Consider the following 14919-nt stretch of genomic DNA (forward strand, 5'->3'; position numbering starts at 1 on the left):
TGCCCCTGGCTCAGACCTCGAGACCGTCACCATCGAGCGGGACATCCTGTCCCGCCTCGTTCTTGGCGCCCGTGAGCTGGCCGTTGCCGTAGATATAACGCAGTCCCTGCCCTTGCCCGGCAGGGCGCGTCAGGATCAGGCTCACGCTGTCATCGGGATTGGGCCGCTTGGCACAATTATTGTGCCGGGGCGTCGCCGCCCTGCCCCAGGAGTCATCGCCGACATAGAGCGGCGTCACTTTCGGGAAATCCCAGCGCGGAATGCGGACATAATCCACTTCCGTGAAGAACTTGCCGAAGTTGGAGCCCGTCGCGTCGCCATCCGCGTCGGGCGTCACGATCTTCCTGAGCTTCCTCACCGCCCTCGCCCAGGCCTTCAACGCCGCGTCATCGCCGCTGCCGTCGCGATCGACGGCGGCGGGATGCGCGAGACGGAACAGCGGCAGCGCCTTGGCGGCCGGATTTGTTTCGGCCCAGATATCGAAAGCCTGCTGCGCGACATCGCCAAAGGCGACGATTGCCTGAAGCGGACCGGCCGCCAGGAGCGCGTCATAGAGTGCGTGGCGCGCCGTCTTGATCGCCTGATTGTTCTTCAACACGGCGAGCCCCTTGGTCCGGGCCCTTGGACGCATGGCGACGGCGAAGGCGTTGACCAGGACATAGCTGCGTGTGAGCCCCAATTTGGCGAGGAAGCCTTGCGTCTTCTGGCCGGAATCGCCGATGAGCGAACGCCGGGCGAAGGGCAGGCATTCGGCGGGGCCCGGATCGGACGCGATGCACAGGAGGCGCGCCGAACCGTCGAGCCGGCCGCGAAAGAAGAGATTGCCGAAATGATCCCAGAAGATCGTGGGATCGCCGGTGGCCGTCAGATAATTCGGGGTCGCGTCGAATATCGCCTTGACCGGCGGCGGCGGGCCCGCATCGAACTGCGCCTGCTCACTTGCCGGGATCGGGCGCAGCGTGACACGGCTGAGCTCCAGCGTGTCGGCCCCGACCTTTCCGCTCAGCAGGTTGCGATTCTTGATCTTGAGCGAAAAAGCCTGGCCTGAGAGCCTGCCGGTCAGCGTCTTGGTCGCGGCATCGCCTCTGAGCCTGATCGTGCTGCCGCCGAGAGCAAGCGTTCCGCTGGTCGCCGACGCCATGCGGATGACTGCCTCGCCAAGACCGGCATTCGCCCGCGTCATGCTGAAGAAGCCGGATGCACTCACCGTCGCGGGAGCCGCCATACTTGTCTCCTGTCGTGGCCTATCTGATCGTCAGGCGCCGCTTCTGGCGCAGGCTCTCTTCCGCAAAGCCTGCGACTTCCACCATCTGACCTTTTTTCACCGCGAGCTTGATCCGGTGCTTGCCGTCGCCCGGAATGCTGTGGGGGAAGCCGGCGGGATGGCCGTCGACGAAGAGGTCGACCTGCTCGATCCCCGCGGTCTCGACCTCGATGCCGCCCGCCGCCTGCCGGACATTCATCCGCGTCCAGGGTTGAGCCGCGAGCATCTCGGCGCATTGTTCGATGAGATCGCGGTTGCCATTGAGGATATCGGTGCCGGTCATGACATAGGGCTGGCCCACGACGCCGCCATCTTCGATCAGCGCGCCGTCGGCCGGTCCCGAGCGTACCGCGCGCCGTATCGCCATGGTAAAATCGACGCCGTCCGGCAGCCGCGGCAGCAAAATCTTAGCGGGGCGCAAGGAATCGGCGAGATCCCGCGCCGACCACACATTGGCGCCGCCAGCACCCGTCGCCTGACCGACGCAGACCAGAGGGCCTATGCGATTGTCGACGATGCCGGCTGAGAAGAGATCTCCCGACGAATAGGTATTGGCGTCGGCGATGGCCACGACCGGCCCGCCATAGCGCTGGCCGAGATTGTTGCATTCCTCCGGCGGCGTGATCGGGATATGGCTCGAATAGGGCTCGCCGGTGTTCTCCGCGCTGTCGAGCGACTCCGACCACGCGCCAAGGTCGTCGCGGTTGAAGACGGCGCGCGCCATCGCCGCCGTCGTCGCCGTGGCGCGCAGAGCGAACTTGGTCGGCGTCACCGGATGCGGCGTGAAGATCTGGAGAAGCCGCTCGGCCGCCCAGATCAGCCCGCCCGGATTGCCTCTGACATCGATGATGAGGCCGCGATCCGGCAAATCCTGCACGAGCGTCGACACGGCATCGATGAAGGCCTGATCATCGTCGACATTGAAACTCCAGATCCGCAGATAGCCGAACTTGCCCTTGCTCGTCGTGACGGTGCTGGCGGTCAGGAAATCCGCGAACTGGGTCGCCATCCGCTGCTTGCCGGCGCGGACTTTCGCGACCTTCTTCTCCGCCTGCCACAGGGCATGGTTGAAGCGGAATTTCTTGGCCCGCCGTACCGCTTCGGCGCCCAGATGGATGCTGCGCTTGAAGCGCGTGGCGAGCGCGTCGCGCTCGCTGTTGGGAGCCAGATCCGGGTCGAATATCTCCCAGTGCAGCCTTATGCTGCGCGGCTGATTTTCGTTATCGATATAGTCGATGTCCACCCATTCCTCATTGGGTGGCGGACGATACTCCAGTGCCCTGAAGGTGAGCGACTCGAGCGACCGGGCGCGCCTGGAATCGGGCCGGCCGCCGGTTTCCACATCGGCATGTAGATCGACCGCGCGGCTGAAGGGGATGCCGTTCCAATGGGTGATGTGGACGTTTTCCTCGAAATGCTTGTCCTTGACGGTGCGCGTGTCCACTTTCGAGACGATATAGGTCGTGTCGTCCAGGGGACCGTAGCTTTCGATAAGGAAGGGCAGGCTCGCCACGATGTTCTTCTGCGTCCACGGGCCCTGATACTGCGTATGCGCGTCGCGCAGCCGGCTGATGATCGTCGTCATCTCGCGGTGGAACTGGGTATCGTCGATCTGGGTCAGCTGCTGGCGCAGGCTCACCAGGGCCCGGATGACATCGAAGCCATAAAGCGAGCGCTTGAGCGGCAGATGAACATAGAGCTCACCGAGCACCAGCATCAGCGTGTCCAGCACGTCGAGCCGCTCGGCCCAGCTGAGCTTGGCGACCTGGGGCACGATGTCCTCGGTGCGGATCTGCGTTTTGCCTGTGGCCCGCCGGCGGGCTGCCCGTTTCATCGGTAGAACTCCGCGAGGCCGTCCAGCAATCCGCCGTGGAAGCCGCGACCGGTGATGTCGGCGAAGAATTTCTTGTCGTGAACGAGGGAGCTGAGCGGCGGGATGACCACCTTGTCGGCATGATCCCTTATGTTCCCGGCGAAGGCGCCGCCGCCGGTGGGCATATCGAGCGCCAGGAGCAGCGGCGCGTTGGGGGAATCGAGCGGGCCGGCATAGGCCCGCAACCGTGCCTCGGCCCGGGTCAACGCGGTCTTCGGATCGGCGATCACCGCCTTGAGAAGCTTGGTGAACTCCTCCCATTTCCAGGGTTTGTCCGGGGCATCGGGATTGGCGATGGCGAAGCGCCGGTCCTTGCCGGCGAGCCTGAATTTGGCGCTGGGCCGCCCGGCCTTCTGCATCAGGCTCGGATTGCCGTAGCGCGCCAGGCCATCGATAACGACGAGAGCGATATCGGCTTCGGTCGCCTCGATCACTTGTGTCCATACAGGCTTGTCGCCGGCCGACTTGATCACCGTGATATCGGCGAATGCGCCCTTGACGAGCCGGCCGATCGCTCTCTTCCAGCAGCGCGTCAGCACATCGCCCGGATTGCTGGTCATCATGGCGACGAGATCGCGGTCGCTGAGCCCGAGCCCATCCCTTTCGCTGACGAGCTTGGCCACCTTGATCTCGCCCAGGATGTTCTTGGTACCGGATGGTCCCCAGTCGGATCCGATGCAGATGGCGACGCCCTGCCGCCGCGCCGCCTTGATATTGGTTGTCGAGCCATAGAGCCAAAGGTTGGAAAAAGGCGACCAGACGACGGCGCCCGCCTCGGCCTGGGGCCAGCGGGTCCAGTCGGCCTCGGCGAGCGAATTGCAATGGATGCCGATGAAGGTTTGGGTCAGGCAGCCGGCATTGGCGCTGTCGACGAATTCGCGCTTCACCAGCGATCCGACCGCCCCTTCGCCACAGTGATAGATGAAGCCGGCGCCGTTTCTCTGCGCCTGCGCCCGCTTCGCGAGTTCCAGGGGCTTCAGCGTAAGCGTCGAGGTGTAGATCAGGTCGCGGCTGGTGCCGCCTGCCGTCTCGTCGTCGATATTGCGCAGAACCTGGACATGCTGGCGATTGGCGGTCGGCCATCCTTGCATGGCGGTGGTGCCGCCGACGAGTGCCCGCAGTTGCACATAGGCGAGCAGCGCCTCGGGCTCGGTTGCCGCGAGAGCCTTGGAGGGCCAGGTGATGGACGCCTGATAGCTGGGAGCGTTCGGCCAGCTGTCGTGATGGGCATAAGGCGTCGTGCGCGTCGGCTCGGCCCAGAGCGGCAGCGTATTGTAACCGATGTGATTATGCAGATCGATGAGACCTGGAAGGATGAAATCATTCCCCAGATCGATGACAGGGGCATTGGCGAAGCCGGCCGGCGCACCGCCGGCACCCTTGGCGATATGTTCTATGCTGCCGGTATCATTGAGGAAGACGCGGCCTTTGAATACCGCGTCGGGATCATTCGGGTCACAAGGCGCGACACGACCGGCAAGCACCAAGACCATGAGTGACCTCGACTGGTGATCGGTTCCGGATGTGCGTACGCCCCCGCACTGTTTTAATTATACAATAAAACTTGCCCTCACGCCAGATGCCAGATGCCGCCGGCCCTTATCCCATCGTGACCGCTTTGTAATGCGCAATCGGCTTGCATCGACGGGCCCGCGGGGCCAGGATCGGTCGGGGAGCTGACCACAGCTTTTTTGCAGGGAGATCCCCATGCCCAAGCAGGCCAGCATCGTTCTCGTGCACGGTTTTTGGGGCGGCGCCGCCCATTGGAGCAAGGTCATTCTCGGACTGTCCCGTTTAGGCCACAAGTCGGTCATGGCGGTGGAGAACCCGCTCACCTCGCTCACCGACGATGCCGGGCGCACGCGCAAGATGATCGCCCAGCAAAAGCAGCCGGTAATCCTGGTCGGGCATTCCTATGGCGGTGCGGTCATCTCGGAAGCCGGCGGCCAGCCCAACGTCGCGGGCCTCGTCTTCATCGCCGCCTTCGCGCCCGATGCCGGCGAAAGTCCCGGCGCCATAACCGCCAAGTCGCCGCCGGTCGCCGCCCCCAATCTCGAGCCCGACAGCGACGGCTATCTGTGGATCAAGCGGGATAAATTTCATGAAAGCTTCTGCCAGGATCTTTCCGCCGACGAAGCCTTGGTGATGGCGGCGACGCAGAAGGCACCGCTCGCCAGCACCTTCGGCGACACGGTCTCGATGCCCGCCTGGAAGAAGAAACCGTCCTGGTATCAGATCTCCAGCGAGGACCGCATGATCGCGCCCGACAATCAGACATGGATGTCGGGGCGCCTCAAGGCTAGGAAAGTGGTGACGCTCAAGGCGAGCCATGCCTCGCTCGCCTCACAGCCGGACGCGGTGGTGGCACTCATCGACGAAGCCGTCGCCGCGGTCTGAGGCGCCCCGGCGCCTGAAGGTCAGCTTGCGTCGCGTGGAATCGTGGCCTGCATCGAAGGACGCTCGGCGAAGACCGCATACCAGGCCGCCAGGCGCGGGTGATCTTCCCGCCAGGGCCGGTGAGCGAAACGGAAGTCGAGATAACCCAGCGCGCAGCCGATGGTGATGAGGCCGATCGTCAACGGCCCCGACAGCGTCTCGACATGCTCCTCGAGCCGCGCCAAGGCGCCATCGACCTTGGTCATCTGCCCCTGCACCCAGTCGGCCCATTGTCGGGCTTCCGGTCGCGCCGTCATTTCGTAGCGCGACAGCAAGGCGGCATCGAGCAGTCCGTCGCCCAGCGCCTGCAAGGTGAGCGCGCGCCAGCGCGCCTTCTGCTCGGCGGGAAACAGATGGCGGCCCGGCACGTTCGCGTCGAGATATTCGCAGATGACCCGGCTGTCGAAGAGAGTATCGCCCTCGGGCGTGATCGCCGCCGGGATCTTGGCCAGCGGATTGGCGAGCGCGATGCGCTCGTCGCGCTTCACCGGATGCGCGGCACTCGGCAGCTTTTCGATCCCATCGGCAAGGCCGAGCTCATGCGCGGTGACCATGACCTTGCGTACATAGGGCGACGTCGGAGCGTAGAAGAGCTTCAGCATGGTCACGGCACCTGGTCCTCAGCACCGATGGCGGCGAGCGCGGCGCGCGCCACTTCGACATCCTGCGCGCCAGTGCCGGAGCCGACCCCGACCGCGCCGACGCAGAAGCCGCCGATGATGATCGGCAGGCCGCCTTCCAGATTGGTGAGCCGGCCGCCGGCCGCGATGGCGAGTTTGATCTCGTTCTTGGGATCGAGCCTGGAGGTCGGCTGACGGTGCGAGGCGGCGGTGATCGCTTTCGAGCGCGAGGTCTCGATCGACAGGAGCTTGGCGCCGTCCATGCGCAGGAAGGCCAGCAGATTGCCGCCGTCATCGACAACCGTGATGTTCTGCGGCACGCCGAGCTCATTGGCCTTCGCGACCGCTCCCGCCAGCGCCTTGAGCGCGCCCTCATGTGTCAGTTTCAACGCCGGTCTGGTCGTCATCTGGGTGTGATTCCTTGCATTTTGAGCATGACGATGAAGCACGCCACGTTGGCGATAAATTACTTTTCCTATTCCGTCTGGATCGGAAAATCTTATTCAACATGCACGCCGCTTCAGCGCCATCTCGTCTAGACTCCGCGATGCCAAACGAAAGGTGAGATTGATGCGACTGTTGCGCGCCGAGGGCTATGAAGCCAAACCCTGGAAGAACGGCCAGGGCATCACGCGCGATATTCTCCTCTGGCCCGCCACGGACGAGTTCGATCTCCGGGTCAGCCTCGCCGATATTCCCCCTGCCAGCACCTTCTCCGCTTTCCCCGGCATCACTCGCCACATCACACGGATCTCAGGGAGCGCCACGACATTGATCTTCGCTGACGGCAGGGTCGAGCGGCTTGGACTCATGACGCCCCTGACCTTCGACAGCGGCGAGGCGCCCCATTGCGAGGCCTCCGGCGACGATGTGCGCGTCCTCAATGTCATGACGCGCGCGACTTCATGGCGATCGTCGGTGCGGCCGCTGGCGGCGGGCCGGCACCCGGTCGTTCTCGCGGAGGGCCATGCCGTGCTGCTCTTTGCCGTTGCCGGCGAATGGAGGGTGGAGGCCGGCAATACCAGCGTCAATTGCCTGCCCGGGGAGACCTTGCTGGCGGCAAGACCGGCTGCGATAACCCTGGTTGGCACGGCGGGTTGCGCCGCCCTTCTGGCCGATCTGGTCCCCGCCGCCGAAAGTCGGGACGCCCTATTCGCTTTTTTTGAAGCAACTGGCAGGAATTAATTATTTTCGCTATCTAGCGTCCTCTCCTAGGCTTCCCGCAACCTCAAAAAACAGCGTGAAGACAATGATCAGAACAGGTGAGCAATATCGTGAAGGCCTCCGCGATGGACGCGAGGTCTGGGTCGATGGGGAACGCGTCAAGGATGTGACCGGGCATCCGTCCATGAAGCCGATCATCGACATCCGCGCCCGCATGTATGACATGCAGCACGACAACAGCCATGCCGAGACCCTCACCTACAGCGACGCGAACGGCACCCATTCGATCTTCAACCGCCTGCCCAGGGAACAGCAGGACTGGCACGACAAATGGAAAGCCGTCGATACCGTCATCTCCGACATAGGCGGCGTCGTCACCCGCGTCGGCGACGAGACGGTCGGCGAGATGTGGTCGCTCTATGACGGCCAGGACGTGCTCAACGAGATCGATTCGCAGTTCTCCGAGAATATCACCCGCCATATCCAGCGCGTCATCGAGACCGACGTCTTCCATGTCTCGGCCAATACCGATCCCAAAGGCGACCGCTCCAAGCCGCCGCAGGAGCAGGACCCCGACATGATGGTCCATGTCGTCAAGGAGACCGACAAGGGCATCATCGTGCGCGGCGCCAAATACGAAACGGCGGCCGGCTATGCCGACCAGGCCTTCCTCAAGCCGACGGTCGGCGCCTGGACCAATGAGAAGCTGTCGAACTATGCGGTGGGCGGCATCGTCAAGATGGGCGCGCCCGGCGTGAAGATGATCGCCCGCTCGGGCTTTGCCGGCAAGGGCAGCAAGGACGACTATCCGCTTGCCAACAAATATGACGAGGTCGACTTCCTGATGGTGCTCGACAATGTCCTCATCCCCTGGGAGGACATCTTCTTCTACCGGCACACCCGCGCCGCCGCCTATATCCGCGGCACGCTGCACCGTTATTCGGCTTTCCCCTATACGCTGCGCCTTCTCTACGTCGCCGACATGATGATCGGCGCCGCTTTGTGGAATGCCAAGCAGACCGGTCTCGACAAGCTGCAGGCGGTGCGCGAGAAGCTCGCCGATCTCGTCTGCTACCGCGAGGGCATCAACGCCCATCTCACCGCCTCGATCGCGCTGGCGCAGAAGAGCCCCGGCGGGCTGCTGATGCCGCATCAGTCGATCCTCTATGCCGGCCGCATCCATGCCTGCGCCAATCTCCCGCAGATGATGCATATCGCGCGCGAATTGTGCGGCGGACAGATCTGCGTGACGCCGAGCGCTGCCGCCTTCAACAACGGCGACTCGAAGGACTGGCTGGCGAAATTCTACAGCCTCAACGATGCCTGGCAGGCGGAGGACCGTCGCAAGCTTCTGGCCTTCGCGCGCGACCTCTTGAATTCGGACTATGCCAATCACCGGCTGACCTTCGTCCAGTTCGCCCAGGCGCCGCATTTCAACCATCTGGCCGCCACCTACAACGCCTTCGACTTCTCCGGGCCGCTCGATTTCGTGCGCCGGTCGGCCGGCCTGTCGGAGCGGGTCAACGGCTCGCTCTGACGGTCCTGGATCATGACGCCGCCGGCATCGGCCACCATCCTGAAGGAGCTCGTCGGCTTCGCCTCGGTCAGCGCCAATTCGAATCTCGATATCATCGCCTATGTCGAGGAGCGATTGGCGTCCCTAGGCATCGCGTCGCGGCGCCTACCCGACAAGATGGCCAAGAAGGCTTCCCTGCTGGCGACGATCGGCCCCACCGATCGCGCCGGCATCGTGCTCTCGGCTCATACCGATGTCGTGCCGGCCAGCGAGCCTAACTGGTCGAGCCCGCCCTTTGAGGCATCGCTGCGCGACGGGCGGCTTTATGGCCGCGGCGCCTGCGACATGAAGGGGTTCATCGCCGCCATCCTGGCCCAGCTTCCGCTGCTTCATCGGGAAGCGAGCGAGACGCCGGTGCATCTCGCTTTCTCCTATGACGAGGAAGTGGGCTGCCGAGGCGCGCCGGATCTCGTCGCCGAAGTCGCGGGCCTGCCGGTGAAACCGGCGGTCTGCATCGTCGGCGAGCCAACCTCGCTTCAGATTGCCACCGCGCATAAGGGCAAGGTCGCCTACCGCATCACGGTCACGGGCCGGACCGGCCATTCGGCTTTGCCGCATCGCGCCGCCAATGCGGTGACGGCGGCGGCGCGGATCGCCGCCATGCTGGGCGATCTCGCCGACGAGGTGGCGATTTCCGGTCCACGGGATGAGAGCTTCGATCCGCCCTATACGACTATTCATGTCGGATCGCTCCACGGCGGCTCGGCGCTCAATCTGGTGCCCGACCGCGCCGTGCTTGAATATGAGATCCGCAACATTCCAGATCGCGAAGGCGGTATCCCGGTCCTCTGCAGTCGTATCGAGGCGGGAATCGCCGCCGAGTGCCAGGCGTTGCGGAGATCGGCGCCCGAAGCCGATATCCTGATCGAGGAGATCGTCGCCTATCCCCAACTCGCCACAGCCGCCGATCATCCGGCGGTCGCCGCCGTCGCGCGCCTAGCCGGCACGGAAGCAAGGCCAAGGACCGTCAGTTTCGGTACCGAAGCCGGGCTCTATGCCGAAGCGGGAATCCCGACCGTCATCTGCGGGCCGGGTGACATGACACGAGCCCACAAGGCCGATGAGTGGATCGGTCTCGATGAACTCGCCGCCACCGAGCGGATGCTCGAGCGCCTTGCCGGAAGGCTGCGCCAGCCGCTAGCGACATGGATGATCTCATGACCTTTTTGCCAAAGACCATGCGCGGCGTGATCGCCAGGACCAAGGGCGGTCCTGAAGCGCTGTCGGTCGATACCTTCCCGGTGCCAGAGCCCAGGCCGGGCGAGGTTCTGATCAAGGTCGTTTATGCCGGCGTGTGCCGGCCCGACATCATGCAGCGCCGCGGTATCTTCTCGCCGCCGCCCGGCGCTTCCGAGATATTGGGCCTCGAAGTGGCCGGCACGGTCGTCGCCTGCGGCGCCGAGGTCCATGATCTCAAGGTCGGCAACCGTGTGGCCGCTCTGCTCTCGGGCGGCGGCTATGCGCAATATGCCGTGGCCGATGCGCGCTGCTGCCTCAAGCTGCCGGGCTTTCTCGGCGAGCGCGAATGCGCCGCTTTGCCCGAGGCCTTGTTCACCATCTGGCACAATCTCTTCGAGCTCGGCCGCCTCAGCTGCGGCGAGGCGGTGCTGATCCATGGCGGCGCCAGCGGCAACGGAACCATCGCCATCCAGCTCGCCAATGCCATTGGCGCCACCGTCTTCGCCACCGCCGGCACCAAGGAGAAGGCGACCTTTCTGCACAAGCTCGGCTGCGCCCATCCGATCGTCTATCGCGACCAGGATTTCGTCTCGGTGATCGGCGAGGCCAGAGGCGAGCGCGGCGTCGATGTCGTGCTCGACATCGTCGGCGGCTCCTATATGCCGCGCAATCTCGCGGCTCTGGGCCCCGGTGGACGCCATGTGAGCCTCGCTTTCATGGAAAGCGCCAACATCACGCTCGATTTCACCGTCGTGATGCGCAAGAGCCTGACGCTGACTTCATCGACGCTGCGGCCGAAATCAGCCGACGAGAAGGCCCGCCTCAAGCGTGCCCTCGAGCGTCATGTCTGGCCGCTCGTCGAGACAGGTCGCGTACGCCCGGTCATCCATGCCGAACTGCCGCTCGCCGAAGCGGCGGAAGCCCATCGCATCCTTGAAGCCTCCGAACAGGTCGGCAAAGTGGTGCTGCGCTGCTGAGAGAAAACAATCCGCTTCAACCCTTCTGAGATGAGGAAACTCCATGATCCATAAGCGCATCCGCCCCTTCAACACGAAGCAGACCTATCCCGAGCAGAAGCTTGACAACGATCTTTCGCAAGGCGTCGTCGCGCGCGGCACGATGGTGTTTCTGCGCGGCCAGGTCGCGCAGGATCTCGATACGCGCGAAAGCCTGCATGTCGGCGATGCCGCGCTGCAGACGCGCAAGACGATGGAGAACATCAAGATGCTTCTCGAGGAAGCCGGCAGCGAGCTCTCGCATATCTGCCGGATCGTCGTTTATCTGACCGACATCCGCTATCGCGAAGCCGTCTATCGCGAGATGGGCGTGTGGCTCAAAGGCGTCTTCCCCTGCTCCACCGGCCTCGTTGTGCCGGCCTTGGCCCGCCCCGAATGGGTGGTCGAGATCGAAGTGACCGCCGTCATTCCCGACAAGACCTGAGGTGCCGCCGTCATGACCTTCTCGATCTCCGCCCGCTGCCGGCGCACCGGCATGTTCGGTATCGCGGTCTCCTCCTCGAGCCCTTGTGTGGCGGCGCGTTGCGCCCATGCCCGCGCCGGCGTCGGCGCCGTCGCCACCCAGAATATCACCGACCCGACACTAGGGCCCAAAGGTCTCGATCTGCTCGCCTCGGGCCTCTCGGCGCCTGAGGCTTTGGCGAAGCTCAAGGCGACGGCCCCTCATCTCGACTACCGCCAACTGGCCCTCGTCGACCGCCAGGGCGGCACCGCCTCCTTCTCCGGAGCGAAGACGCTGGGCACCCACCGCATCAAGGAAGCGCCCAATGTCGTGGCGGCCGGCAACCTGCTGAAGGATCCGCAGGTGCCCGACCACATGGTCGAGGCCTTTCTCGCCGACGAACAGGCCGCGCTGGGCGACCGGCTCATCGCCGCCATGCAGGCTGCCCTCGCCGCGGGCGGCGAGGAAGGCCCGGTCCATTCGGTCGGCATGCTGCTGGTGCGCGACGTCGCCTGGCCGGTTGCCGATCTGCGCGTCGACTGGCACGAGACCGACCCCATCGGCGAACTGGCAAGACTTTGGGCACTGTGGCAACCGCAGATGGACGCCTATGTGACCCGCGCCCTCGACCCGTCTACCGCCCCTTCCTATGGGGTTCCCGGCGACCAATAGAGGCAGGCGTGATACGCATTGAACAGGCCTTCAAAGGTGACATAAACTCGTATCTCCAGCAGGAGGAGATACGTGTCCAAGTCCGGTCGAATATTGTGACGAAAGCCGATCCGGCGCGATCGCCGCTACGCTTTACACTGCGGCAACTTCTATATTTCGTCGCGGCCGGCGAAACCAGGAGCGTCAAGCAAGCCGCCGAGCGGCTGAACATCTCGCAGCCTTCCATTTCAACCGCCATCGCGCAGATCGAAGCCGAATTCGATATCCAGCTCTTTGTGCGCCATCACGCGCAAGGCTTGTCGCTGACCCCGGCCGGCGTGCGCTTCCTGCAGGCGGCCAAGACGCTCCTCGACCAGGCCGAGGAACTGCACAATGTCGCTGACGAGGTGGCGGGCTCGGTCAGCGGTCCTTTGAATATCGGCTCGTTCCGCACCTATGCGCCGCTTATCATCTCGGAAGTCTGCAAGGGCTTCCTCGACCAGTTCCCGCGCGTCAAATTGCATGTCTCGGAAGGCGACGAGGCCTCGCTCGTCGCAAGGCTGCGCCGCGCCGAGATCAGCATTGCGGTGACCTATTCGCAGAACATTCCGGAGGATATCGATTTCGAGCCGTTAGCGAAGCTGCCGACCTATGCCCTGCTGCCGGCCGATCACGAGTTCGTGTCAAAGGCTCCGCTCCATTTGCGCGACCTTGTCGACCTGCCCTTCATCCTGCTCGACCTGCCCTTGAGCCGCGAATATTTCATGTCGCTCTTCCTGCGCGAGAATCTGGCGCCCAATATCCTCACGCGGACCGAGTATCCGGAAGCCATCCGCAGCTATGTGGCGAGTGGCTTCGGCTATTCGCTGGCGACGGCGCGGCCACGCAACAAGGCGGCCCTCAACGGCAAGCCGCTCGCTTATGTGCCGCTGGCCGGCAATTATCCTCCGATGGTGTTCGGCCTCGCAACGCTGAAGGGACTGCGCAAGACCAGCATCACCCAGGCCTTCGAGCACCACTGCCGCAATGTGATCTCGACCAATCAGATGCCTGGCATGGCGCCGCTCGGCTGACGCGCGTTGTGCATCATTCCCTTTCACTGACCAACCCACGCAATCCCCAGGAGTGCACGGATGAGCCGAATATTCAGGGCTTTGATCGTCAATGGCGCCAACACCAATCTCTATGGTGTCGACCCGAGCGGCGTCTATGGCGCCAAGACATTGGCCGACATCGAGGCCGGCTGCCGCGCCGTCACCGCGACACAGGGCCTCACGCTCGATTTCCGCCAGTCGAATCACGAGGGCCAGCTGATCGACTGGATCCACGCGGCGCGCCAGAGCGAGGACGGCATCATCATCAATGCCGGCAGCCTGACTTACACATCGATCGGCCTGCTCGACGCCCTTTCCGCCTTCGCCAAGCCGGTCATCGAGGTGCATATGACCAATATCTACCGGCGCGAGCCGTTCCGGCATCACTCCTTCATCTCCAAGGCGGCGACGGGAATCATTGCAGGGTTAGGTCCTGACGGCTACGAACTGGCTGTCATGGCCATGGCACGGTTGTTGAAGAGAGAGGCGAAGTGATGAAGCGCGAGGCGCTGGTTTTCTATAGTCCAACCGACGATCCAACAGCCTGGCGGGACGCGCTCGCGGCCGAACTGCCCGACCTCGACTTTCGTCTGAGCGCGCAGCCGGGCGACACGTCCGAGATCCACTACGCCCTCGTCTGGAAGCCACCGACGGGCTTCTTCGCACCCTATCCTCATCTCAGGCTGGTGACCAATCTCGGCGCCGGCGTCGATGAGATCGTCGGCCGCAATGACCTGCCTGACGTCCCCATCTGCCGCCTGTCCGATCCGGGCATGGTCCAGCTCATGACGAGCTATGTGCTCTTCGCCGTCCTGCGCTATGCCCGCGACATTCCCTCCTTCGAGCGCTCCAAGGCGCGCGGCAAATGGGAGTTCATCCATCCGCGCCCGTTCGCCGAGATCAAGGTTGGCCTTCTGGGGCTCGGCGATCTCGGCGCGGCGGCGGCAACGGCATTGGCCAATCTCGGCTTCACGGTCTCGGGCTGGAGCCGCACGCAGAAGCAGCTGGCGCATGTGAACTGCGTCTCGGGCGCCGGCGCGCTCGATGGGTTCCTTGCCGCAAATGAGATCCTCGTCTGCATGCTCCCCTTGACGCCCGAGACGCACGGGCTGCTCGACAAGAGACGGCTCGCACTGCTGCCCGAAGGCGCCAAGCTTATCAATGTCTCACGTGGCCAGGTCGTCGATGAAGCGGCCATGATCGAGGCCTTGCGCAGCCGCCGCATCGCCGAGGCGACGCTCGATGTCTTCGTCAAGGAGCCGTTGCCGGAAGGCCATCCGCTTTGGGCGCTCGACAATGTGCTGATCACGCCGCATCTCGCCAGCAACACCACCCCGGCCATCGCGGCGCGTGATGTCGCCGAGAGCATCCGGCGCATCCGCCGGGGCGAAGAGCCGCTACACCGCGTCGATCCGAAGCGGGGCTACTGAGCGCTACCGTCAACCCGGCGAAGGTTGGGGCCAATTAAGTGCTCTCCACCCGAATATTCGGGCGTGGAATCATGAGTCCTGCTCTGAATTTACCTCCGGTTTCGGCGGCATAGCGGACATGACCGGACTTGCGGCCGGCTCGGCCTGGTCGCGGAAGTCCGTTTCTGCAAGCGG

15 protein-coding genes are annotated in these 14919 nt (G+C 64.0%); 10 read left to right on the plus strand and 5 right to left on the minus strand.

All coding sequences use genetic code 11. From position 1 onward, the window contains the following. Positions 1 to 10: 10 nt before the first annotated feature. The 3 genes from G5V57_RS04330 to G5V57_RS04340 are packed head-to-tail and all read right to left on the minus strand — an operon-like array spanning position 11 to position 4630. Entirely contained in the window at positions 11 to 1225 is a 1215-nt protein-coding gene (locus tag G5V57_RS04330; protein ID WP_165166362.1) for a hypothetical protein, read from the minus strand. A 19-nt stretch (positions 1226 to 1244) separates the two neighbouring features. Continuing rightward, on the minus strand, positions 1245 to 3098 hold the full coding sequence (locus G5V57_RS04335) for a S41 family peptidase (RefSeq protein WP_165166363.1): 1854 nt from the start codon (positions 3096 to 3098) through the stop codon (positions 1245 to 1247). Then, the gene (locus G5V57_RS04340) at positions 3095 to 4630 is read right to left on the minus strand and encodes an amidohydrolase family protein (protein WP_165166364.1); all 1536 of its coding nucleotides are present in this window, start codon (positions 4628 to 4630) and stop codon (positions 3095 to 3097) included. Before G5V57_RS04340 ends, G5V57_RS04335 begins: the two co-directional genes overlap by 4 nt. A gap of 214 nt (positions 4631 to 4844) precedes the next feature. Here G5V57_RS04340 and G5V57_RS04345 point away from each other — a divergent pair, with 214 nt between their 5' ends. After that, a complete protein-coding gene (locus G5V57_RS04345; RefSeq protein WP_165166365.1) occupies positions 4845 to 5534 on the plus strand; it encodes an alpha/beta hydrolase in 690 nt (229 codons plus the stop codon). Between the two features lie 20 nt (positions 5535 to 5554). On the opposite strand, the gene G5V57_RS04350 is transcribed toward G5V57_RS04345, so the two are convergent. Both G5V57_RS04350 and G5V57_RS04355 read right to left on the minus strand, forming a co-directional pair. Continuing rightward, on the minus strand, positions 5555 to 6172 hold the full coding sequence (locus G5V57_RS04350) for a glutathione S-transferase (protein ID WP_165173814.1): 618 nt from the start codon (positions 6170 to 6172) through the stop codon (positions 5555 to 5557). A gap of 5 nt (positions 6173 to 6177) precedes the next feature. Next, positions 6178 to 6600 (minus strand): heme-binding protein, encoded by a 423-nt coding sequence (locus G5V57_RS04355; RefSeq protein ID WP_165166366.1) that lies wholly within the window; start codon positions 6598 to 6600, stop codon positions 6178 to 6180. A 163-nt stretch (positions 6601 to 6763) separates the two neighbouring features. Here G5V57_RS04355 and G5V57_RS04360 point away from each other — a divergent pair, with 163 nt between their 5' ends. From G5V57_RS04360 to G5V57_RS04400, 9 genes are all read left to right on the plus strand, one after another. Next, complete coding sequence (locus G5V57_RS04360) at positions 6764 to 7378, plus strand: HutD family protein (protein ID WP_165166367.1); 615 nt, start codon at positions 6764 to 6766, stop codon at positions 7376 to 7378. Positions 7379 to 7442: 64 nt separating this feature from the next. Further along, positions 7443 to 8894, plus strand: a complete 1452-nt coding sequence (locus G5V57_RS04365; protein WP_165166368.1) for a 4-hydroxyphenylacetate 3-hydroxylase family protein — start codon at positions 7443 to 7445, stop codon at positions 8892 to 8894. A 12-nt stretch (positions 8895 to 8906) separates the two neighbouring features. Continuing rightward, positions 8907 to 10094 (plus strand): acetylornithine deacetylase, encoded by a 1188-nt coding sequence (argE, locus tag G5V57_RS04370; RefSeq protein WP_165166369.1) that lies wholly within the window; start codon positions 8907 to 8909, stop codon positions 10092 to 10094. After that, complete coding sequence (locus G5V57_RS04375; RefSeq protein WP_165166370.1) at positions 10091 to 11089, plus strand: NAD(P)H-quinone oxidoreductase; 999 nt, start codon at positions 10091 to 10093, stop codon at positions 11087 to 11089. Before argE ends, G5V57_RS04375 begins: the two co-directional genes overlap by 4 nt. Positions 11090 to 11132: 43 nt before the next feature. Further along, on the plus strand, positions 11133 to 11552 hold the full coding sequence (locus tag G5V57_RS04380; RefSeq protein ID WP_165166371.1) for a RidA family protein: 420 nt from the start codon (positions 11133 to 11135) through the stop codon (positions 11550 to 11552). A gap of 12 nt (positions 11553 to 11564) precedes the next feature. Next, positions 11565 to 12242: a DUF1028 domain-containing protein gene (locus tag G5V57_RS04385; protein ID WP_165166372.1), complete on the plus strand. Its 678-nt coding sequence runs from the start codon at positions 11565 to 11567 to the stop codon at positions 12240 to 12242. A gap of 8 nt (positions 12243 to 12250) precedes the next feature. Beyond that, a complete protein-coding gene (locus tag G5V57_RS04390; RefSeq protein ID WP_206530197.1) occupies positions 12251 to 13294 on the plus strand; it encodes a LysR family transcriptional regulator in 1044 nt (347 codons plus the stop codon). A 60-nt stretch (positions 13295 to 13354) separates the two neighbouring features. Then, positions 13355 to 13810 carry a type II 3-dehydroquinate dehydratase gene (locus G5V57_RS04395; RefSeq protein ID WP_165166373.1) on the plus strand — a complete coding sequence of 152 codons (456 nt, stop codon included), beginning with the start codon at positions 13355 to 13357 and terminating at the stop codon, positions 13808 to 13810. Then, positions 13810 to 14745 carry a glyoxylate/hydroxypyruvate reductase A gene (locus G5V57_RS04400; protein WP_165173817.1) on the plus strand — a complete coding sequence of 312 codons (936 nt, stop codon included), beginning with the start codon at positions 13810 to 13812 and terminating at the stop codon, positions 14743 to 14745. Before G5V57_RS04395 ends, G5V57_RS04400 begins: the two co-directional genes overlap by 1 nt. The last annotated feature ends 174 nt before the right edge of the window (positions 14746 to 14919 follow it).

The organism is Nordella sp. HKS 07, from assembly GCF_011046735.1.
In the GTDB taxonomy this organism is placed as follows: domain Bacteria; phylum Pseudomonadota; class Alphaproteobacteria; order Rhizobiales; family Aestuariivirgaceae; genus Taklimakanibacter.

Excerpts from the sequence above, each read along its gene's own strand:
- argE (WP_165166369.1), top strand. The coding sequence starts at position 8,907 with ATGACGCCGCCGGCATCGGCCACCATCCTGAAGGAGCTCGTCGGCTTC.
- G5V57_RS04375 (WP_165166370.1), top strand. The coding sequence starts at position 10,091 with ATGACCTTTTTGCCAAAGACCATGCGCGGCGTGATCGCCAGGACCAAG.
- G5V57_RS04335 (WP_165166363.1), bottom strand. The coding sequence starts at position 3,098 with ATGAAACGGGCAGCCCGCCGGCGGGCCACAGGCAAAACGCAGATCCGC.
- G5V57_RS04330 (WP_165166362.1), bottom strand. The coding sequence starts at position 1,225 with ATGGCGGCTCCCGCGACGGTGAGTGCATCCGGCTTCTTCAGCATGACG.
- G5V57_RS04400 (WP_165173817.1), top strand. The coding sequence starts at position 13,810 with ATGAAGCGCGAGGCGCTGGTTTTCTATAGTCCAACCGACGATCCAACA.
- G5V57_RS04340 (WP_165166364.1), bottom strand. The coding sequence starts at position 4,630 with ATGGTCTTGGTGCTTGCCGGTCGTGTCGCGCCTTGTGACCCGAATGAT.
- G5V57_RS04360 (WP_165166367.1), top strand. The coding sequence starts at position 6,764 with ATGCGACTGTTGCGCGCCGAGGGCTATGAAGCCAAACCCTGGAAGAAC.
- G5V57_RS04365 (WP_165166368.1), top strand. The coding sequence starts at position 7,443 with ATGATCAGAACAGGTGAGCAATATCGTGAAGGCCTCCGCGATGGACGC.
- G5V57_RS04380 (WP_165166371.1), top strand. The coding sequence starts at position 11,133 with ATGATCCATAAGCGCATCCGCCCCTTCAACACGAAGCAGACCTATCCC.
- G5V57_RS04395 (WP_165166373.1), top strand. The coding sequence starts at position 13,355 with ATGAGCCGAATATTCAGGGCTTTGATCGTCAATGGCGCCAACACCAAT.
- G5V57_RS04345 (WP_165166365.1), top strand. The coding sequence starts at position 4,845 with ATGCCCAAGCAGGCCAGCATCGTTCTCGTGCACGGTTTTTGGGGCGGC.
- G5V57_RS04385 (WP_165166372.1), top strand. The coding sequence starts at position 11,565 with ATGACCTTCTCGATCTCCGCCCGCTGCCGGCGCACCGGCATGTTCGGT.
- G5V57_RS04355 (WP_165166366.1), bottom strand. The coding sequence starts at position 6,600 with ATGACGACCAGACCGGCGTTGAAACTGACACATGAGGGCGCGCTCAAG.